This is a genomic window from Streptomyces chryseus, from assembly GCF_014650755.1.
In the GTDB taxonomy this organism is placed as follows: domain Bacteria; phylum Actinomycetota; class Actinomycetes; order Streptomycetales; family Streptomycetaceae; genus Streptomyces; species Streptomyces chryseus.
This window is the reverse complement of the sequence record NZ_BMVO01000029.1, coordinates 24,532-45,054: the sequence shown is the minus strand read 5'-3', so window position 1 is coordinate 45,054 and position 20,523 is coordinate 24,532. Positions and strand designations below refer to the sequence as shown.

The 20,523-nt window shown below is 70.9% G+C and carries 17 protein-coding genes; 9 read left to right on the top strand and 8 right to left on the bottom strand.

Annotated features, from left to right (window positions below; all coding sequences use genetic code 11):
- The first annotated feature begins 209 nt into the window (after nucleotides 1–209).
- From IE185_RS28975 to IE185_RS28960, 4 genes are all read left to right on the top strand, one after another.
- Nucleotides 210–1,328 carry a 5-(carboxyamino)imidazole ribonucleotide synthase gene (locus IE185_RS28975; RefSeq protein WP_229843756.1) on the top strand — a complete coding sequence of 373 codons (1,119 nt, stop codon included), beginning with the start codon at nucleotides 210–212 and terminating at the stop codon, nucleotides 1,326–1,328.
- Nucleotides 1,325–1,861, top strand: a complete 537-nt coding sequence (gene purE, locus IE185_RS28970; protein WP_138895819.1) for a 5-(carboxyamino)imidazole ribonucleotide mutase — start codon at nucleotides 1,325–1,327, stop codon at nucleotides 1,859–1,861. The genes IE185_RS28975 and purE overlap by 4 nt, the downstream gene beginning before the upstream one ends.
- Nucleotides 1,858–3,057, top strand: a complete 1,200-nt coding sequence (locus IE185_RS28965; protein WP_138895818.1) for a dipeptidase — start codon at nucleotides 1,858–1,860, stop codon at nucleotides 3,055–3,057. The genes purE and IE185_RS28965 overlap by 4 nt, the downstream gene beginning before the upstream one ends.
- A 337-nt stretch (nucleotides 3,058–3,394) precedes the next feature.
- Entirely contained in the window at nucleotides 3,395–4,591 is a 1,197-nt protein-coding gene (locus tag IE185_RS28960) for a dipeptidase (protein ID WP_138899451.1), read from the top strand.
- 10 nt (nucleotides 4,592–4,601) lie between these two features.
- Here the strand turns inward: IE185_RS28960 and IE185_RS28955 are convergent, their stop codons facing one another.
- Complete coding sequence (locus tag IE185_RS28955; RefSeq protein WP_189716303.1) at nucleotides 4,602–4,973, bottom strand: VOC family protein; 372 nt, start codon at nucleotides 4,971–4,973, stop codon at nucleotides 4,602–4,604.
- Between the two features lie 90 nt (nucleotides 4,974–5,063).
- Between IE185_RS28955 and IE185_RS28950 the strand changes: the two genes are divergently transcribed.
- Nucleotides 5,064–5,567: a CGNR zinc finger domain-containing protein gene (locus tag IE185_RS28950; RefSeq protein WP_138898359.1), complete on the top strand. Its 504-nt coding sequence runs from the start codon at nucleotides 5,064–5,066 to the stop codon at nucleotides 5,565–5,567.
- 1 nt (nucleotide 5,568) lies between these two features.
- On the opposite strand, the gene IE185_RS28945 is transcribed toward IE185_RS28950, so the two are convergent.
- Nucleotides 5,569–6,915, bottom strand: a complete 1,347-nt coding sequence (locus tag IE185_RS28945; protein WP_138898360.1) for a UDP-glucose dehydrogenase family protein — start codon at nucleotides 6,913–6,915, stop codon at nucleotides 5,569–5,571.
- A 176-nt stretch (nucleotides 6,916–7,091) separates the two neighbouring features.
- Here IE185_RS28945 and IE185_RS28940 point away from each other — a divergent pair, with 176 nt between their 5' ends.
- A complete protein-coding gene (locus tag IE185_RS28940; protein WP_138898358.1) occupies nucleotides 7,092–8,264 on the top strand; it encodes an acyl-CoA dehydrogenase family protein in 1,173 nt (390 codons plus the stop codon).
- 56 nt (nucleotides 8,265–8,320) lie between these two features.
- Here the strand turns inward: IE185_RS28940 and IE185_RS28935 are convergent, their stop codons facing one another.
- Complete coding sequence (locus tag IE185_RS28935) at nucleotides 8,321–9,589, bottom strand: LCP family protein (RefSeq protein ID WP_138898357.1); 1,269 nt, start codon at nucleotides 9,587–9,589, stop codon at nucleotides 8,321–8,323.
- 108 nt (nucleotides 9,590–9,697) lie between these two features.
- On the opposite strand from IE185_RS28935, the gene IE185_RS28930 reads away from it, so the two are divergent.
- Entirely contained in the window at nucleotides 9,698–10,252 is a 555-nt protein-coding gene (locus IE185_RS28930) for an acyl-CoA thioesterase (RefSeq protein ID WP_167518324.1), read from the top strand.
- A 9-nt stretch (nucleotides 10,253–10,261) separates the two neighbouring features.
- Here the strand turns inward: IE185_RS28930 and IE185_RS28925 are convergent, their stop codons facing one another.
- The gene (locus IE185_RS28925; RefSeq protein ID WP_229843755.1) at nucleotides 10,262–11,689 is read right to left on the bottom strand and encodes an LCP family protein; all 1,428 of its coding nucleotides are present in this window, start codon (nucleotides 11,687–11,689) and stop codon (nucleotides 10,262–10,264) included.
- A 124-nt stretch (nucleotides 11,690–11,813) separates the two neighbouring features.
- On the opposite strand from IE185_RS28925, the gene IE185_RS28920 reads away from it, so the two are divergent.
- Nucleotides 11,814–12,830, top strand: a complete 1,017-nt coding sequence (locus IE185_RS28920; protein WP_138896862.1) for a glycosyltransferase family 2 protein — start codon at nucleotides 11,814–11,816, stop codon at nucleotides 12,828–12,830.
- Between the two features lie 54 nt (nucleotides 12,831–12,884).
- On the opposite strand, the gene IE185_RS28915 is transcribed toward IE185_RS28920, so the two are convergent.
- The 4 genes from IE185_RS28915 to IE185_RS28900 all read right to left on the bottom strand — a co-directional run bounded on the left by IE185_RS28915 (nucleotide 12,885) and on the right by IE185_RS28900 (nucleotide 18,968).
- Nucleotides 12,885–14,480 (bottom strand): LCP family protein, encoded by a 1,596-nt coding sequence (locus IE185_RS28915; protein WP_229843754.1) that lies wholly within the window; start codon nucleotides 14,478–14,480, stop codon nucleotides 12,885–12,887.
- 339 nt (nucleotides 14,481–14,819) lie between these two features.
- Nucleotides 14,820–16,547 (bottom strand): LCP family protein, encoded by a 1,728-nt coding sequence (locus IE185_RS28910; RefSeq protein WP_138896860.1) that lies wholly within the window; start codon nucleotides 16,545–16,547, stop codon nucleotides 14,820–14,822.
- Nucleotides 16,548–16,765: 218 nt separating this feature from the next.
- Nucleotides 16,766–18,040: an LCP family protein gene (locus IE185_RS28905; protein ID WP_373303771.1), complete on the bottom strand. Its 1,275-nt coding sequence runs from the start codon at nucleotides 18,038–18,040 to the stop codon at nucleotides 16,766–16,768.
- A gap of 163 nt (nucleotides 18,041–18,203) precedes the next feature.
- Nucleotides 18,204–18,968 (bottom strand): TIGR03089 family protein, encoded by a 765-nt coding sequence (locus IE185_RS28900; protein WP_138896858.1) that lies wholly within the window; start codon nucleotides 18,966–18,968, stop codon nucleotides 18,204–18,206.
- A 128-nt stretch (nucleotides 18,969–19,096) separates the two neighbouring features.
- Here IE185_RS28900 and IE185_RS28895 point away from each other — a divergent pair, with 128 nt between their 5' ends.
- Nucleotides 19,097–20,467: a peptidoglycan recognition protein family protein gene (locus IE185_RS28895; protein ID WP_189716301.1), complete on the top strand. Its 1,371-nt coding sequence runs from the start codon at nucleotides 19,097–19,099 to the stop codon at nucleotides 20,465–20,467.
- Nucleotides 20,468–20,523 lie beyond the last annotated feature (56 nt).

Here is a 20,523-nt window from a genome sequence, read left to right as displayed (position 1 = left end):
GCGGCCTTCGCGGATGCGGGGCGCGAGGGGAGAGTCACGCGCCGGCCCGCCCCCGGGCCGGTCTCGTGCTCCCGGGGAGGCGGGTGCTGGTGGTGCGGGGAGGGTGTGCGGGGCCGAAAGCGGGCGCTCGCGCGGAGCGGGCGGACCACGCGGGCAGGGAGTGCCGGGCCTGCGGATACCCTGGAGGAGTGACGTTCCCCGTAGTCGGCATGGTCGGTGGCGGTCAGCTCGCCCGTATGACCCACGAGGCGGGCATCCCCCTCGGCATCAGATTCAAGCTCCTCAGTGACACCCCCCAGGACTCGGCGGCCCAGGTCGTCAGCGACGTCGTCATCGGCGACTACCGCGATCTGGACACGCTGCGCGCCTTCGCGCGCGGCTGCGACGTGATCACCTTCGATCACGAGCACGTCCCGACCGAGCACCTGCGGGCCCTGGAAGCGGACGGCATCCCCGTCCGCCCGGGGCCCGACGCACTGGTGCACGCCCAGGACAAGGGCGTCATGCGAGCGAAGCTCACGCAGATCGGAGCGCCTTGCCCGCGCCACCGCGTCGTGAGCGACCCGGCGGACGCGGCGGCCTTCGCCGCCGAGACCGGCGGCTTCCCGGTGATCCTCAAGACCGTGCGCGGCGGCTACGACGGCAAGGGCGTCTGGTTCGTACGCGACGAGAAGGACGCCGAGGAGCCCTTCAAGGCCGGCGTCCCGGTCCTCGCGGAGGAGAAGGTCGAATTCGTACGGGAGCTGGCGGCGAACATCGTCCGTTCCCCGCACGGCCAGGCCGTCGCCTACCCCGTCGTCGAGTCGCGGCAGGTCGACGGCGTCTGCGACACCGTGATCGCCCCGGCGCCCGGCCTCTCCGAGGAGCTCGCCGGCCAGGCGCAGGCGCTTGCGCTGCGCATCGCCAAGGAGCTCGGGGTCGTCGGACACCTCGCCGTCGAACTCTTCGAGACGGCCGACGGCCGCATCCTCGTCAACGAACTGGCGATGCGCCCGCACAACTCCGGGCACTGGACGCAGGACGGCGCCATCACCTCCCAGTTCGCCAACCACGTCCGGGCCGTACTGGACCTGCCGCTCGGCGACCCGCGCCCCCGCGAGCGGTGGACCGTCATGGCGAACGTCCTGGGCGGCGACTACCCGGACATGTACCAGGCGTACCTGCACTGCATGGCGCGCGACCCGCAGCTCAAGATCCACATGTACGGAAAGGACGTGAAGCCCGGCCGCAAGGTCGGCCACGTCAACACCTACGGCGACGACCTCGACGACGTGCTGGAGCGCGCCCGTCACGCCGCCGGCTACCTGCGAGGAACGATCACCGAATGACGACCCCTGCTGCAGCCCCCGTAGTCGGCATCGTGATGGGCTCCGACTCGGACTGGCCGGTCATGGAGGCCGCCGCGAAGGCCCTGGACGAGTTCTCGGTCCCGTACGAGGTCGACGTCGTCTCTGCGCACCGCATGCCGCGCGAGATGATCGCGTACGGCGAGGAGGCGGACGGCCGCGGCCTCAAGGTGATCATCGCGGGCGCGGGCGGGGCGGCGCACCTGCCCGGCATGCTGGCGTCGGTGACGCCGCTGCCGGTGATCGGTGTGCCGGTGCCGCTCAAGTACCTCGACGGGATGGACTCGCTGCTGTCCATCGTGCAGATGCCGGCCGGGGTGCCGGTCGCCACCGTGTCGGTCGCCGGCGCGCGCAACGCGGGCCTGCTGGCGACCCGCATGCTCGCGGCGCACGACCCCGAACTCCTCGCGCGCATGCGGGAGTTCCAGCAGGAGCTGAACGACCAGGCCACGGAGAAGGGCAAGCGGCTGCGGGCCAAGGCGCAGGGCGCGGACGCGTTCGGCTTCGGCAAGTGACGCCGGGGGAGCGCGACCGGCGGGTGGACCGGGCGCGCGAGCTGCTCGCGGCGCACCCGGTGGTCGACGGGCACAACGACCTGCCGTGGGCGCTGCGTGAGCAGGTCCGTTACGACCTGGACCGGCGCGACATCGCCGCCGACCAGTCGGCCTCCCTCCACACCGACATCCCCCGCCTGCGGGCGGGGGGCGTCGGGGCGCAGTTCTGGTCCGTGTACGTACGGTCCGACCTGGCGGGGGACGCGGCGGTCAGCGCGACGCTGGAGCAGATCGACGTCGTCGAACAGCTGCTGGCGCGCTACCCGGGCGACTTGGCGCGGGCGACGACGGCGGACGACATGGAGTCGGCTCGCGCCGAGGGGCGGATCGCCTCGCTGATGGGCGCCGAGGGCGGCCACTCCATCAATAACTCCCTCGCCACGTTGCGGGCGTTGCACGCGCTGGGCGTCCGGTACATGACCCTGACGCACAACGACAACATCGCGTGGGCGGACTCGGCGACGGACGCACCGGGGGTGGGCGGCCTTTCGCCGTTCGGCCGTGAGGTGGTCCGGGAGATGAACCGCGTCGGCATGCTGGTGGACCTGTCCCATGTGGCGGCCACGACGATGCGCGACGCGCTGGCGGTGTCCGAGGCACCGGTGATCTTCTCGCACTCGTCGGCGCGGGCGGTGTGCGACCACCCGCGCAACATTCCGGACGACGTACTGGCACTCCTCCCCGCCAACGGCGGAGTGGCCATGGCGACGTTCGTGCCGAAGTTCGTGCTGCCGGAGGCGGTGGAGTGGACACGGCGGGCCGACGAGAACATGCGGGCGCACGGGTTGCACCACCTGGACACGACGGCGGACGCGATGAAGGTCCACAGGGCGTTCGAGGAGGCGGATCCGCGGCCGGTCGCGACGGTGGCCACGGTCGCCGATCACCTGGACCACATGCGGGAGGTCGCGGGCGTGGACCACATCGGCATCGGCGGCGACTTCGACGGGACGGCGTTCACGCCGGCGGGCCTGGAGGACGTGGCCGGGTACCCGAACCTGATCGCGGAGCTGCTGGGGCGGGGGTGGTCGGAGCCGGACGTGGCGAAGCTGACCTGGCACAACGCGGTACGAGCCCTGCGCGACGCGGAGTCGGTGTCCGCCTCGCTGAGCCACGTTCCCCCGTCCAACGCGACACTGGCGGAACTGGACGGGTAGGGGGGGCGGGGCTTCGGTTCTGTGCCCAGCCGCGAGGCATGGGCTCGGTGGCTTCGGGGTCGGTGCCGCGCCGGGGCGTCTCCCCGGATTCTGAACGGGCCACCGCAGCGCCCGTCAGCGCCCACGCCCCGCTGAACGGACGGGCCCGGCGCGCAGCGCCGGGAGGTGGGTCGGGGCACCCGGAGCCCGCAGGGGCAAGGGCCGTACCCCGGCTACGGCGAGGGGCCCCGAGCCCAGGCGGCGCAGGGGGCGTACCCCGAACGCGCCGTCCGCCGCGAACCCTCGGAGCTCCCGTGACACCGTGGCCGTACTGCGTCCATGAATTCGGAGTCCCGTCATGGCAGATCTGCAGGACGACCCGCACACCTCGTCCACCACCGCGGTCGGCGAACTCGACCGAATGCTGGGCACGGCCGTTCCTGAGACACCGGAACCCGAGGCCCGGGCCGCGTCGCCCGACGAACTCGACGAGCTGGAAGAGCTCGTGTTCGACGGCGTCGCGGGGCAGGAGGGCGAGCCCGTGGCTCCGCCCCCCGCCCCCGAGGACAGCCTCGGCCGCGCCCGCGCGCTCCTCGTCGAGCACCCCGTCGCGGACGGGTTCAACCGTCTCGCGTCGATCCTCGGGCAGCGCCAGTGGCACGATCTCGAACTCGGTGAGAGCACCCTGGACACCGACATCCCCCGCCTGCGCGCCGGCGGCGTCGGCGCCCAGTTCTGGTCCCTGCTCGTCTCGGCGGAGTACGCCGGCGACCGGGCCATCAGCGCCACCCTCGAACAGATCGACCTCATCAAGAAGGTCGTGGCCGCGTACCCCGAGGGCCTGCGTCTGGCCCTCACCGCCGGCGACATGGCCGACGCCCGCAACTGCGGGCGCATCGCCTCCCTGCTCGGCCCCGTCTCGGGCCACGCCCTGGGCGAGTCGCTGGGCACGCTCCGCGCGTACCAGGCACTCGGCGTACGCAGCGTCACGTTCGCCGGCACCCGCTGGGCCGGTGCGAAGGGGGAGGGGCTGACCTCCTTCGGCCAGGACGTCGTACGGGAGATGAACCGCCTCGGCGTAGTCATCGACCTCACCGGCGTCCCGGTGGAATCCGTGCGCGGCGTCCTGTCCGTCAGCCGCGCCCCGGTCGTCCTCTCCCACTCCGGCGCCCGCACCCTGACCGACGCCCCGGCGAACGCCTGCGACGACGTACTGCGGGCCCTGACGCCGGACAAGGGCGTCTGCATGGTCGGCTTCGCCCCCGAGCAGACCGTGAGCCGGGTGGCCGACCACATCGACCACGTGCGCGCGGTGGCCGGGCGCGAATGCGTCGGGCTGAGCGGGATGTACGGGGCGGATGTGGCCGACGTGCCGCACGGGGACGATCTGCGGGACGTCTCGTGCTACCCGTATCTCCTCGCGGAGCTGATCGACCGCGGCTGGGACGAGGAGGACCTCGCCCTGCTGACGTGGGGCAACGCGGCACGGGTCGTACGGGACACGGAGTTCACCTCCCGCGCCGCCCGCCGCCGCCCCGCCCCCGTCGTCACCTGACGGAGCGCGGTCAGCAGGCGCAGAGGCAGAACGGGTGCCCGGCCGGGTCGGCGTAGACCCGCCACGACCTGTCCCGGCCGGCCGCGTCCAGCGGCTTCGCGCCGAGCGCGAGCACCCGTTCCTCCGCCGTGTCCAGATCGTCGACCGTCAGGTCGAGGTGGAACTGCTGCGAGCCGTCCGGCGCGGGCCACCGCGGCGGTACGAACCCGGGGGCTTCCTGGAAGGCCAGTGGCGTCCCCTCGTACCCGGCGAGGTCGACCCACCCCTCCTCCGCGGCCCGGGCCTCCCCGCCCAGCAGCTCGGCGTAGAAGCGGGCGAGAGCGGTGGGATCGGGACAGTCCAGTACGACGGTTCCCAGCTTGGCGATCGCTGTGCTGCTCATGCTGATCCTCCCTCGGGATGCGTTACCTGTTGACTCCATCAACCGGTAACCGTTACTGCATGCTCCCGCATAAGGGGTAACCTCGCAACCATGAATGACAGGGCACCCGCACCGGGAGAGCTCGCACTGGTGGAAGCCCTGGTGAACACGCTCGACGTGGAGAAGGGCGCCGACTCCCTGGACACGGAGGCCGGCCGCACGGCCTTCGGGCTCACCGAGGCCGGCGTCCCGGGGGCGCGCGAGCTCCGTGAGGCCCTGCGCGCCGCGTGCCTGGCCCATGCCGGCCGGGAGGTGTCCACCGCGTCCCTCGACCGGCTGCTGGCGGCGGCCCCGCTGCTCGTCACCGTGGACGGCGCGGGCGCGGCCGCCCTGCGCCCGGCGGACCCGGGCGCCCTGGCCTCCCGCGTCGCGGCGGCCATCGCGTCGGCCCACGCCGACGGCACCTGGCCGCGCCTCAAGGCGTGCGAGGCAGAGGACTGCCAGTGGGCGTACTACGACCGCAGCCCGGCGGGCCGCAGCCGCTGGTGCACCATGGCGGTCTGCGGCAGCCGGGCGAAGATGCGCAAGTACCGCGCCGGCCGCGCGAAGGGCTGACCTACGCCTTGGGGCGGCCCATCGCCCGGTACGTCCAGCCCGCCCCGCGCCACAGCTCCGGGTCCAGCGCGTTGCGGCCGTCCAGGATCAGCCGCTCGGAAGCCACCTCGCCCAGCACCGCCGGGTCCAGCTCCCGGAACTCGCGCCACTCCGTCAGGTGCAGCACCACGTCCGCGCCGCGCACCGCGTCGACGGCGGTCGGGGCGTACCCCAGGGTCGGGAAGAGACGCTGCGCGTTCTCCATGCCCTTCGGGTCGTAGACGGTGACCTGGCCGCCCTGGAGGTGGATCTGCCCGGCGACGTTGAGCGCCGGCGAGTCCCGTACGTCGTCCGAGTCCGGCTTGAACGTCGCACCCAGTACGGCGACCCGCTTGCCCAGGAAGCCGCCGGTGCCGCCGACCGCCTCGCGGGCCAGCTCCACCATGTGGCCCCGGCGCCGCATGTTGATCGAGTCGACCTCGCGCAGGAAGGTGAGCGCCTGGTCGGCGCCCAGCTCACCGGCGCGCGCCATGAACGCCCGGATGTCCTTCGGCAGACAGCCGCCGCCGAAGCCGATGCCCGCCCGCAGGAACTTCTTGCCGATCCGCTCGTCGTAACCGATGGCCTCGGCCAGCTTCACCACGTCGCCGTCGGCCGCCTCGCACACCTCGGCCATGGCGTTGATGAACGAGATCTTGGTCGCCAGGAACGAGTTCGCGGACGTCTTCACCAGTTCGGCGGTCGGGAAGTCGGTCACCACGAACGGCGAGCCCTCCCCGATCGGCCCGGCGTACACCTCGCGCAGCAGCTTCTCCGCGCCCGCGCTCGCCACACCGGCCACGATCCGGTCCGGGTGCAGCGTGTCCTGTACGGCGAACCCCTCGCGCAGGAACTCCGGGTTCCACGCGAGCTCCGCGTCCGCCCCCACCGGGGCCAGCTCCGCGAGCTTCGCCGCGAGCCGGGCGGCGCTGCCGACCGGGACGGTCGACTTGCCGACGACGAGGACGGGCCGGGTGAGCCGCGGCGCGAGCGAGGCGAAGGCGGATTCGACGTAACTCATGTCGCACGCGTACTCGCCGTGCTTCTGCGGTGTGTTCACGCACACGAAGTGGACGTCGCCGAACGCGCCGACCTCCTCCCACGAGGTGGTGAAGCGCAGCCGTCCGCTGGAGCCCTCGATGCCCGCGACGTGCTTGCGCAGCAGCTCCTCCAGCCCCGGTTCGTACATGGGGACCTTGCCGGCCGCCAGCATCTCGATCTTCTCGGGCACGACGTCGAGGCCCAGGACCTCGAAGCCCAGCTCAGCCATGGCCGCGGCGTGGGTCGCGCCGAGGTACCCGGTGCCGATCACAGTGATCTTGAGGGCCATGTGGTGCTCCAGAGAGGTGCGGGCAGACATTCGCCGACCGAGCATAGACCGGCCTGCCTGCGGGAACGTGTCTTCGTGCTGCCCCCTGTCGGCAAGCTCACGTATCCCTGTGGGCGGCCCGCCCCCTAAAATTGGGTTACTTAACGGTAGTTAGCATCCTTGGGGAGTGAGAGACCTTGGCAGGCTCGCCTGATTTCGACCTGTACCGCCCGTCCGAAGAGCACGACATGCTCCGTGACGCGGTCCGCTCGCTCGCCGAGGCGAAGATCGCGCCGTACGCCGCGGCGGTCGACGAGGAGGCCCGCTTCCCGCAGGAGGCGCTGGAGGCCCTGGTCGCCAACGACCTCCAGGCCATCCACGTGCCCGAGGCCTACGGCGGCGCGGGCGCGGACGCGCTGGCCACCGTGATCGTCATCGAGGAGGTCGCGCGCGTCTGCGCGTCCTCCTCCCTGATCCCGGCGGTCAACAAGCTCGGCTCGCTCCCGGTGATCCTCTCGGGCAGCGAGGACCTGAAGAAGAAGTACATGACGCCGCTCGCCAAGGGCGAGGGCATGTTCTCGTACTGCCTCTCCGAGCCGGACGCGGGCTCCGACGCGGCGGGCATGAAGACCAAGGCCGTCCGCGACGGCGACTACTGGGTCCTCAACGGCGTCAAGCGCTGGATCACCAACGCCGGCGTCAGCGAGTACTACACGGTGATGGCCGTCACCGACCCGGCCAAGCGCTCGAAGGGCATCAGCGCCTTCGTCGTCGAGAAGTCGGACGAGGGCGTCTCCTTCGGCGCGCCGGAGAAGAAGCTCGGCATCAAGGGCTCGCCGACCCGCGAGGTCTACCTCGACAACGTCCGCATCCCCGCCGACCGCATGATCGGCGAGGAGGGCACCGGCTTCGCCACGGCGATGAAGACCCTGGACCACACCCGCATCACGATCGCGGCCCAGGCGCTCGGCATCGCCCAGGGCGCCCTGGACTACGCCAAGGGTTACGTCCAGGAGCGCAAGCAGTTCGGCAAGCCGATCGGCGACTTCCAGGGCGTGCAGTTCATGCTCGCCGACATGGCCATGAAGCTGGAGGCCGCCCGCCAGCTGACGTACGCGGCCGCCGCCAAGTCCGAGCGCGTGTCCGCCGGAGGTGAACAGGAGGGCCTGACGTTCTTCGGCGCCGCGGCCAAGTGCTACGCCTCCGACGCCGCCATGGAGATCACCACGGACGCCGTCCAGCTCCTCGGCGGCTACGGCTACACCCGTGACTACCCGGTCGAGCGCATGATGCGCGACGCCAAGATCACGCAGATTTATGAAGGAACGAACCAGGTTCAGCGGATCGTGATGGCCCGCAACCTGCCGTAGGCGTACGACGAAGGGGCCCGGACGGTGATCCGTCCGGGCCCCTTCGGCAGGTCCGGTCAGTTGCCGGTGACCGTGACCTTCTCGTCGTTCTTCAGCTGCTCCACGAGCTGCGCGACCTTGGCCTTGTCCCAGACCAGGTTGCCGCCGTTGCTGCCCGAGATCGGGATGTTCATCGACGTACCGTCGCCGCCCGTGACGCCCTTCATCGCGAAGAACATCTGACCCAGCGACCACAGGCTCATGTCCTCGTCGACAATGAGCGTGTCGAGGCCGGCGCCCATCGTCGGGTAGAGCTTGAACGGGTTCAGGATCGTGCCCGGCGTCGCCGTCTGGCTCGCCAGCGCCGCGAGGAACTTCTGCTGGTTCTTCGTACGGTCCAGGTCGCTGCCCGCGAAGGCGTAGCGGGTGCGGACGAAGGCCAGGGACTGCTCGCCGTTCAGTGTCTGCTTGCCGGCCTGGAAGTCGGCGCCCGACTTCTTGTCCTTGAACGCCTTGGGGATGTCCATCTCCACCCCGCCGATCGCGTCCACGATGTTGGCGAAGCCGGCGAAGCCGATCTCGACGTAGTGGTCGATGCGCAGCTTGGTGTTGTGCTCGACGGTACGGACCAGCAGCTCGGGGCCGTCCTCGGCGTACGCCGCGTTCAGCTTCACGCGCCTGCCCTGGCCCGGGAACTTCTTGCCGGACTCCGAGCCGACGAAGGACGGGATCTCCACCTCGGAGTCGCGCGGCAGCGAGATGAGGGTCGGCCCGTTGGAACCGTCGTGCAGGATCATCATCGAGTCGGTGCGCTTGCCCTCGGCCGACCCGGTGTGCAGCTTCTTCTTGTCGTCGGCCGACATGCCCTCGCGGCTGTCGGAACCGACGATCAGGTAGTTGGTGCCGTCGCCGGCCTCCGGGCGCTCGATGACCTTCGACAGGTCGACCTCGCGCTTGAGCTTGCCGTCCGCCCAGAAGTACGTGCCGATGGAGACGGCGAGGAGCACGACGACCAGCGTCAGCGATCCCACCTTGATACGGCGTCTCCAGTCCGGCGCCGGACCGACCCGCGGCGCGCGCGGCGGACGGCCGCCGCGGCCACCGCCGCCGCCGTAGACCTGCCCGGTGTTGTAGCCGTCGCCGTGGGAGCCCTGGCCGTATCCGTCGTCGTAACCCTGCGGCTGCGCCGGCACCGGGCGGCGCACGGGCGGCACGGGGGCGGCCGGCGGCGGCACCTGGCCGCGCTGGACATGCCTCATCACCCGCGCGCCCTCGGGCTGCGCGCCGCCGCTGCCGCGACCGTGCGGGTCGCTGCGGTCGTTCCATCCGTCCGGCCAGTCGCTCATGCGGACCAGTGTGCAGGCAAGGGGCGGCCCGCTTACAGGGTGGGTGGGAAATCGGGTCAGGGCTGTTGCAGAGCTGATGCAATGCGCCCCGCGCATAAGGTGGAGGGCATGACAGATCAGCCCCAGAGCCCGGAAGATGACATTCCGGGCAAGCCCACCGCGGCGTCCCGCACCACGCTCAGCCACATCATGACCGGCAGCGACACCAACCTCCTCGGCACGGTGCACGGCGGCGTGATCATGAAACTGGTGGACGACGCGGCGGGCGCCGTCGCGGGACGGCACTCCGGCGGCCCGGCCGTCACCGCCTCCATGGACGAGATGGTCTTCCTGGAGCCGGTGCGCGTGGGGGACCTGGTCCATGTCAAGGCGCAGGTCAACTGGACGGGCCGGTCCTCGATGGAGGTCGGCGTACGGGTCCTGGCCGAGCGCTGGAACGAGTCGACCCCCGCCACCCAGGTCGGCAGCGCCTACCTGGTGTTCGCCGCCGTCGACGCCGACGGCAAGCCCCGCCGGGTGCCGCCCGTCGTACCCGAGACGGAGCGCGACCGCCGCCGCTACCAGGAGGCCCAGATCCGGCGCACGCACCGCCTCGCGCGGCGCCGCGCGATCAAGGAGCTGCGGGACAAGCGCGCCGCCGAGGGCCTGGACACGGAGGTCTGAGGCGACCGGTCACCGGCAGACGACCTGGTCGCCGGTGACCGTGCCGAACTCGCCCCGGTGCGGCTCGTCCGCCCGTACCGCCCGCACGCCCTTGAAGTCCGTACCGGCCATCACCTTCAGCAGGCCGCCCTGCCCGTCCACCGCCCGCAGCTCGCACCCGGGCAGCGCGGCCTGGAGCGACTTCGCCGAGCGGTCCCAGCGCGGGTCGTACGTGACGAGGGTGCGCTTCACGTCGTGCCGGTCCGCGTCCTCGGGGGACCGGGTGGTCCGGAAGCCGGTGGAGCGCAGCGCGTCGTCCACGCGCTTGCCGAGGCCCCGCGTGAGCGTCCCGTTGTAGACCTGTACGTCGATCTGCTGCGGCGCCACGTCGACGACCGCCGCCTTCGCCCTCGGCCGCAGCGGCGCGAGCGGCTTGTCGTCGCGCAGGTGCTGGAAGAGCCTCTTCGCCTTCGCCTCGTCCCACTTCACGGTCGAGCCGATGCCCGCCACGGACTGGTCGACGCCGGACACGGGCACGGACGTGAACTCCGACGACGCGGGCTTGAAGCCCCGCATCGCCCGCCCCAGGTCGAGCATCTCCCGCGTGCCGAATCCCTTGTCCGCCCGTACCGAGCCGAGCAGCGTCGTCGTCACCTGCCGGAACTTGACCGGATTCAGCAGGACGCCCGCCGTGCCGGCCTTGGCGACGAAGGCGGCGAGGAAGCGCTGCTGGCGCTGCATGCGGCCGAAGTCGGCGGCGCCGTCGATGTGCCGGGAGCGGACGTACTGGAGGGCCTGCCCGCCGTTCAGCCGGTGGGTGCCCACGGGCAGGTCGAGGCCGGTGTAGTGGTCCTTGAGCGGGCGGACCGTGCAGACCTCGACCCCGCCGATCACGTCCACCGTCCGCATGAAGCTGGTGAAGTCGACCTCCAGGTAATGGTCGATCTTCACCTTCGTCATGTGCTCGACGGTCCGTACGGTGAGCCCGGGGCCGCCCTCCGCGTACGCCGCGTTGATCTTCGCCGGATGGGCGTTGTGGTGCTTGCCGGTGGACTGGTCGGTGTGCGCGGGGACCTCCGCGTAGCTGTCGCGCGGCAGGCTCACGACGCTCGCGCGCTTCTTGTCGGCGGAGAGGTGCACCACCATGATCGTGTCGGTGCAGTGGCAGGGCTCGCCGCCGAGCCGGTACTTCCGCTTCTCCTCCGCGGTGATCCGCTCGCGGCCGTCGGTGCCGACGAGCAGGATGTTCGTCCCGTGGCCGGGCGCGGGGCGGTTCTTCATGTCCTTGAACGGGTCGACCCGTTCGATGCCGGTCTCCATCCCGGAGACCACGGCGTGACCGATGCCTCCCGCGCACAGCACCAGGACCGAGATCGTGGTGAACAGACGCATCGACCACTGCGGGCGCTCGTCCTGCCTTCGACTGCGGCCCTTCTGCGGACGGGGCGACTGGGGCACGTGGGGAACCTCCGCGAGGGCATGGGGGGATCAGCGGCAACGTAAGCCCATACGATCAACGACCCCCGGCAGCGACGCGGCCGCCGCGCGACCGTGTCCCCCGTTCGCGGTAACGTGACCCCCGATGAACGCCACACCCGCAGTCTCCGTGATCATGCCGGTCCTCAATGAGGAGCGGCATCTGCGCAACTCGGTCCGTCACATCCTGGAGCAGGAGTACGACGGCGAGATGGAGGTGGTGATCGCCATCGGCCCGTCCTCGGACCGGACCGAGGAGATCGCCGCCGAGCTGGTACGCGAGGATTCCCGCGTCCACACCGTCCCGAACCCGACGGGCCGCACCCCCGCAGCGCTGAACGCCGCCATCAAGGCCTCCCGGCACCCCGTCGTGGTGCGGGTCGACGGCCACGGCATGCTGTCGCCGAACTACATCGCGACCGCCGTGCGCCTCCTGGAGGAGACCGGCGCGCAGAACGTCGGCGGCATCATGCACGCCGAGGGCGAGAACGCCTGGGAGGACGCGGTCGCGGCCGCGATGACCTCGAAGATCGGCGTCGGCAACGCGGCGTTCCACACGGGCGGCGAGGCCGCTCCGGCGGAGACCGTGTACTTGGGCGTCTTCCGCCGCGAGGCCCTGGAACAGCAGGGCGGGTACAACGAGGAGTTCGTCCGCGCCCAGGACTGGGAGCTGAACTTCCGGATCCGCGAGGCGGGCGGCCTCATCTGGTTCTCGCCCGAACTGCGCGTCCAGTACCGCCCGAGGCCCTCCGTCAAGGCGCTGGCCAAGCAGTACAAGGACTACGGCCGCTGGCGGCACGTCGTCGCCCGCTACCACGCCGGTTCGATCAACCTGCGCTACCTCGCGCCGCCGACCGCCGTCTGCGCGATAGCCGCGGGCATCGTCGTCGGCGCCGCACTCACCCCGTGGGGCTTCCTGGTCCCGGCCGGGTACCTGGCCGCGATCACGGCGGGCTCGGTCCCGGCCGGCAAGGGGCTGTCGCTGAAGGCCCGGGCGCAGATCCCCCTCGCCCTGGCGACCATGCACATGTCCTGGGGCTACGGCTTCCTGACCAGCCCCCGCTCCCTCGCCAGGAAGGTCATCGCCAGCCGCCGCCCGGCGGTGCGGCCGACGACGGTCTGACGATGCCCCCGACGCGGCCGGCCCCCTGGTCCTGGGTGGGCCGGCGCGCGACGCTCAGGACCAGGCGAAGCCCTCCTGGACGTGCATGCAGTCGGTGGAGTCCGCGCCGTTGGAGAGACGTGCCGACTTGGGTGCCTTGTCGTCCTCGCTCGACTTCGGGTACGCGGTGCCCGTCCGCCAGTCGGCGCCGACGACCACGGTGACGCCCGTGACCTCTGTGGACCGCTTCACCGAACTCACCGGAACCCCAAGGGACTTGGCGACTGCCTGTGCGTCCCCCTGAAGGTCGACGCTCGGGTAGGTGACGGTCGTCGTCTCCTGCGGCATGAGCTGGTCGCCGGCCCGCGCCAGGGTGAAGCCCTGCGCGACGAGTGACGCGGTCACCGACGTGGAGCGGCCGTTCGTCGGCTGTCCGCCCACGCCTGTGCCGTTCTGCACGGTGACGGCGATCTCGCCCACCGGGGCGACGGGGTCCTTCGACACCGGCGGCTTGGGCTTGGCCTTGACGCCCTTGCCGTCCAGCGGGATGTCCTCGCGGACCAGGCGGAACAGCTTCTCCGCGTCACCGGGGGTGGGCTCGACCCTGTTCCTGTCGTACGTGTAGGGGATCGTCGGCATGGTGGTCATGGTGATCCGGCCGGTCGGGATCTTCTTGAACTCATCGGCCAGGTCGAGCAGATCGGTCACCGTGTCGATCCGGTCGTCGACGGTCAGGGCGTCGGTGGCCGCCTCGGCGAGCTTGCGCAGCTTGTTCGGGTTGGTGAGCTTCGCGTTCTCGCGGAGCTCACGGATCATCGAGTTCATGTACATGTGCTGGGCGCGGGTGCGGCCGAGGTCGGTGCCGTCCTCGAAGCCGTAGCGGGTCCTCAGCCACTGCAGGGCCTGCTCGCCCTTGATCGAGGTGGTGCCCTTGCGCAGCTTCAGGCCGGAGCCCTCGCCCTTGCTGTTGCGGGAGTGGACGTTGGCGTCGACGCAGACGGGGACGCCGCCGATCGCGTCGGCCATCGAGACCACTCCCGCGAAGTCGACCATCATGAAGTGGTCGATGGTGATGCCCGTGAGCTCGTGCCACGCGGCCACCGTGCAGCCGGGACCGCCGCGGTCCAGGCTGAGGTTGGTCTGCATCCTGCCGGTGGAGGCCGCGTACTCGGTCCCGTCCACGGCGGTGCACTTGGGCATCTTCACCATGGTGTCGCGCGGCATGGAGACGACCGACATGTTGGTGCGGTCCGCGGAGAGGTGCACCAGCATCTGCACGTCGGCCAGCGCCGGACCGTCGAAGTGGGCCCGTCCGCCGCCGAGCTTCTTGTTCGCGGCGGTGTCGCGGGCGTCCGACCCGATGAGCAGGATGTTCAGCGGGGTCTGCCCGGCGGCGTTGGCCTTGTGATCGGCCATCTTCCTGCCCCCGAGGTTGAGGGCCTCCCGCTTGATGCTGTCGTTCAGGTGCTCGTAGTAGAGGTAACCGGCGCCGCCGGTGCCGAGTATGAGAACCGAGACGGTCAGGGCGGTCCAGCGCAGTATCCGCCGCTTGCGCGGTTTCCCGCGGCCGGTTCGCCGGGCACCGCCTCGCGTGCCGCCGTCAGACGGCGCCGCGGCACCGCCGCCGGACCGGTCGCGCGGAACGCGTTCTCGCGTGTCGTCCCCTCGCACACTGCTCTGCCCCACAGTCCCCCCTGTCGATCAGGTACGCACAGGCCCGTGATCGGGCTTGTCCGCCGCCGGCCCGCCTTCGCGTGCCGTCATGAGCCGGAGCCCTCTTGAGGCCCGGCGCCTCCTTCGGCGGGCGATGGACGCGCCTGCCCCACTGAAGCCCGCCGCGCTGCAGTCCCCGTGACCCCGGTCCGCGCGACAGGACCCGGCGCCTTCCTCGAATCCGGCGGCCGTGTACCGCTCGCCGTCGCGGACGACCGGAAGCCCCCTCGCATCCGGCCCGCCCGCGTTGCTCTGTTCCGCTGTTGTTTCAGGCGCGCCGCGTCCAGTGACGCGGCGTCACTTGGCGCAGACCTTCTTGTCCGCTGCGACCTTGTCCACCTTCGGCGGCTTCACCGGACCGGAGATGGGCACCCCCTCGCCCTTGAAGTCGGCGCCGAGGGTCAGGACCATCGCCTGCGTCTCGCCGGCGTCCTCGCTGCCCTTCTTGAGCGCCGTGGCGGGCAGGCCCATCAGGTCCGCGAGCTTGCGCGCCTGGTCGGCCTGGTTCGGCGCGTACTCAAGGGTCGTCTTGTCGATCTTCTCAGGGGCGTTGCTCTTGTTCGTCGACTTGAGCACACCCTTCTGCACCTGCAGCCAGTTGAGGGTCTTCTGCGCGGCGCCGGCGGTGTCACTGCCGTTGTAGACGTCGACACGCACCTCGGAAGCCTCGGCGCGCGGGCCCTTGAGCAGCGCCGCCTGCTTGCTCTTGGCGGCCTTCTCCTTCTTCTTCACCTCGGTGAAGGAGGTGTCGGTCTGCAGCATGCTGAAGACCTGCGGGGCCTGGACCGGGTCCAGTACGACGGTCGCCCTGACCTTCTCGTTGGGGTTGTCGATCACGGGGACCGTCGTGAACGTGATGTTCTTGAGGTCGATCCGGCCGAGTTCCTGCGCGAGACCGGTCAGTTTCGGGATGTCACTGATCGCCTTGTCCACGGTGAGGGCCTTGGTGGCCGCGTCCGCGAGGGCGAGCATCCGCTTCGGGTTGCCCAGCGTCTCTTCCCTCATCTTGCGGATCATCGACGCGATGAACTGCTGCTGCATCTTGATCCGGTCGAGGTCGCTCTCGTTGCCGAGACCGTGCCGGTTGCGGAGGAACGCGAGCGCCTGCTCGCCCTGGAGGGTGTGGTCCCCGGCGCTCAGGTCGAGTTTGGAGTAGTCGTCGTCCTTGATGGGCTCGGTCAGGCAGACGTCCACGCCGTCCATCGCGGTGGTCAGCGTCTTCACCGCGTTGAAGTCGGCCATCATGAAGTGGTCGACCGGGACGCCGGTGATCTGCTTGACCGTGCGCATGGTGCAGCCCGGGTCACGGCCGGCCACGCCGAAGCTCTCGTTGAACTTCGTGTAGTCCTTGCCGGGAATGATCTTGGTCGAGCCGTCCGGCTGCTTGGTGGGGCAGTCGGGGATGTCGGTCTTCAGGTCCCGGGGGATGCTCAGGGCCGTCGCGTTCGTACGGTCCTCGGACACATGGAAGAGGAACGTCGTGTCGGCGTGACCCGTGGTGTTCTCCCGGTCTCCGTAGCTCTCGTTGCCCTCACCGGTGCGGATGTCCGTGCCGATGATCAGGATGTTGATCGGCCCGTCCTTGAGGGAACCGCCGTTGGCGGCGTCGCCCACGTCGATGGAGTTGATGTTCCCGTTCAGGCGGTCGTACAGCACGTATCCGCCGACCGAGACGCCCACCAGCACGAAACCCATGACGCCGCCGGTCCACAGCAGCGCCTTCTTCTTGCCCGAGTTCTTCGCCTTGCGCTTGCGGCGGCCCGCCTGCTGGTCGGGGCCGCCGGCGCCCTTGGCGTCGGCGCCGTTCGCGGCCCGGCGGCTGCGCTGGACCGGAACCTGGCGCCGCGGGGGGGCGGTCGCTTCCCGTACGGGACCTCTTCTGGAACGGGAGCCCCGGGCGGGGGATGCGGGCGACTGCCGTGCGGATTGGTCCAGTCGCAATTCGTAATCACCGGTGGCCGGGTTGAGCACCCACTGGTCTGCGGGGTCGATTTCGTCCGCCCGCCCACGGTTTTGCGCATCCACGGTTGCTTGAGTCCTCCGTCGGGTGCCACATGAGGCGCCTCCCCCAGGCCCTCTGGCGTTCTTTCCAGCAGTGCGACCTCAGGGCCGGAAGCACCGGATCGCGTCACACTATCTGCCCAGTTCAGCGCGGGGCGACGTCCGTGACAAATTCCACTCCCCTTACAACTGGGCAATACGCCCAATCCGCGTCAGTTGTCGGCCAGGCCTTGGTCATGGCTTTACTCGCACTCGTCCGTAGCGGCATTGCTGCCGGTGAATGTCGGCGTCGGCGCCGGACTCGTCGCGCCCGCGTCGTCCGGCTTCTCGTCGGCCTTGGACCCTCCGTCCTTGTCCGGCTCCTCGGACCCCGCCGGAACGACGGAGACCGGAGCGTCCTCGCGCAGTTGCTTGAACAGCCGGCCCGCGTCCGGCTCGACCAGCTCGTCGCGGTTCGGGTCCTGGGCGTACGGCTGACGGGGCACCGTCATGAACTGCACCTGCTCGGTGGGGATGTTCCGCATCCCGCGGACCAGGTTGTACAGGTCCTTGAGCGAGTCGAGCCCGGCATCGGTCGTCAGGGACTTCGTGGCCGCGTCCAGCACCGGGTACAGCCGCGTCGGGTTGAGCAGCACGCCGTTGCTCTGCACCTTGTTCACCAGCGCGCCGAGGAAGCGCTGCTGGCGTTCCATGCGCTCGGTGTCGCTGCCGTCGCCGATGGTCTTGCGGGCCCGTACGAAGCCGAGGGCCTGCTCGCCGTTCAGCTTCTGGCGGCCCTTGTCCAGCCGGAGCAGCGCGTCGTCGTCGTCGATCGGCTCCTTGAGACAGATCTCGACGCCGTCCACCGCGTCGACCATCCCCTTGAAGCCCGCGAAGTCGACCACCATGTGGTGGTCCACGCGGACGCCGGTGAGCTTCTCGACCGTACGGATGGTGCACGCCGTACCCCCGAACTCGAACGCCGAGTTGAACTGCGTGAACTGTTTCCTCGTACGCGAGCCGTCGGGCTTGCGGCAGCTGGGGATGTCCACCATCAGGTCGCGCGGCAGCGAGACGGCCGTCGCGCTCTTACGGTCCCCGGCCAGGTGCAGCAGGATCGTCGTGTCGCTGCGCTGGGTGCCCTTGTCCGGGCCGTACTTGTCGTTGCCCTTGCCGGAGCGGGTGTCGGACCCGATGAGCAGGATGTTCTGGGCGTCCAGCGCGATGGGCGTCGGACGCTCCTTCTCGTACGCGTGCAGCTCGGCGGCGGCGGTGGTGTCGGTGGTGATGTTGCCGTCGAGCTTCCGGTAGAGCCACCAGCCGACGCCGGCCGCGAGCAGGAGTGCGAAGGAGGCGCCGAGGGCGGTCCAACGCATCCAGCGCCGGGAGCCGTTGGATTCCTGCTCGGCGTCGGAGCCGGCCTCCTCGCCGTCGGCCTTCGCCGCCGGCTCGCCCGCTCCCTCCGTGGCCCGGCCCTTCGCCTCGTCCTCCTCGGCCGGCGTGTCCGGTCCGGAGGGCGTGCCAGCACTGTCGGTCACGTCTGCGTCCATCCTTCACGGAGTCGGCGGCGCGCTGGGCCGCCGGTCGCAGGGGTAGACGGCTGAACCGCGCGCTTGGTTGTGCGGTGCACCGCCGATCATCCACCGCCCTCCGGTCCTGCGGCCGCAGGGCTCGGCAGCCGGTGGGCCGGACGGGTGGCGCTCAGGGCGCTTGCGGTACCGCAGTGTTGGTGACCCGCTCGCTCTCGGTCCGCTGGGCGAGGCCGCCTTCGGACAGCTGGCCGAGATTCCGGCACAGCACCACGGACCCCCCGACGGCGAGCGGCGCGAAGAGACCCGAGGACAGCCCTTCCCACGTGTCGTACGCCGCCCCGGACAGCACCCGCGCCCCGGGCCCGAGCCCCAGCGTCCGCGCGTCCGCGCGCGCCCGCTCGACCAGCTCGGCGCCCGTGAGCCCGGTGCCGCCGACGCGCAGCGCGGGCGCGTCCGGGTCGACGGGCGCGTACGGCGCGAACCGGTCGCCCTGCCCCGGCACCTCGACGGCGTAGTCCGCGAAGCCGGCGGGCGGCTGCGGGAAGCGGCCGCCCAGGGGGCGCAGCGCGAGCGCCACGCGCTCCCCGCCGCAGGCCCGCGCCTGCTCCAGCGTGTCGGGCCCGCTGACCACCAGGTCGGCGTCGGCCGGGTCCCCGCCCACGTCGGCGACCACCCCGACGGACGAACAGGCGAGCAGCCAGACGGCGGTCTGCCAGTGCGCGGGGAGCAGCAGCGCGAGCCGGTCGCCCGGCGCGGCGCCGAGGTCGCCCTGGAGCAGGTTGGCGGTCTTGGCCACCCAATTGGCGAAGGTGGCGACGGACAGTTCCACGCGTTCGCCGGTGGCGTCGTCGTAGAAGGTGACCAGGGGCTGCGCCGGGTCCGCGGCGAGCGCGGATCGCAGCAGGTCGGCGGGGGTGCGATCGGTGGCGTTCACCCGCGCAAGGGTACGCCGCGCCGCCGGACGGGAGCCGTGCCGCCGGGGCTTCCCGTACACCGGTTCGGCCGACGAGCCGTCAATTCCCCAATGGACATATTTGTCTATTTATGTCCAAGATCTGCTGCATGCGTGAATTCCTTGCTTCCGCGATCGGAGTCGCGTGCACCGCCGCTCTGGTCCTGCCCACCGCCGCCGTCGCCGCCCCGGTCCCCGCCAGTACGGCGCCCCTGGGCTCCACCCAGTCGCTGCCGCTGCGGCCGCTCGCCCCGGACGGCCGAGCCGCCGGTACCGCCCCCCAGGGCCGGACCGAGGGCGAAACCAAGCCGTTCTCGCTGGTCGGGGTCGTCTGGGACGACGTCGAGGCCGAACTCCACGGCACGGCACAGGTCCGCACCCGCTCCAAGGAGACGGGCGCCTGGTCGGGCTGGCAGGCCCTGGAAACCCACAACCACGAGCACGCCGCCGACGCCGGCACGGTGGAGCGCGAGACGGGAAGGGTCCGCGGCTCGACCGCGCCCCTGTGGGTCGGCGCCAGTGACGGCGTAGAGGTACGGGTACGCCCCGAGGACCCCGCCGTACGCGGTGCGGCCCCCGCCCGCCTCCCGTCCGGCCTGCGCCTCGAACTGGTCGACCCGGGCGACGACCCGCCCGTCGGCACGACGACCACCGCCGACGCGGCGGCCGACACCGCCGAGGCCGGCGCCGACGACACGGCGGCGCAGACCGCGGCCGACGACGCGGACGACCCCCGGACCGCCCTCCTGACCGCGGAGGACGCCGCCGCCTCGGCGGTCAACGCCGATCTCGTCCCGCTCGGCGCCACCGAAGTACCGGCGCTGAGCAAGGCGGAGACGGAGGAACAGACCTTCTGGCTGGGCGGCGGAAAGCCGCTGATCGGTCCCCGCCCGCGCATCGTCACGCGCAAGGGCTGGGGCGCGAACGAGCAGCTCCGCGAGCGCAACTTCGTCTACACGAAGAGCGTCAAGGCCGCCTTCGTGCACCACAGCGCGACCGGCAACAACTACAGCTGCTCGCAGGCCGACTCCGTCCTGCGCAGTATCTACCGCTACCACGTCAAGAGCAGCGGCTGGCGCGACTTCGGCTACAACTTCGCCGTCGACAAGTGCGGAAACATCTACGAAGGCAGGGCAGGCGGTGTGGCCAAGCCGGTCCTGGGGGCGCACACTCGCGGTTTCAACAGCAACAGCACGGGCATCGCCGTCCTCGGCACCTACAGCAAGTCCAACCCACCCGCCGCCGTCGTCAACGCGGTCGCCCGCCTCACCGCCTGGAAGCTCGGCCTGTACGGCGCCGACCCGCGCGCCAAGACCACGCTCAAGTCCGGTGGCGGCAACCGCTACAAGAAGGGCACCATCGTCAAGCTCAACGTCATTTCCGGACACCGGGACGGATACGCCACCGACTGTCCGGGAGGCCGCCTCTACAGCAAGCTCGACGAGACCCGGGACGCCTCCGCCCGCCTACAGGGCCGCTGACCGGGGCTGATCGAACGGTCTGCATACACTGGCCTGCCCGTACCCGGCCGGCCCCA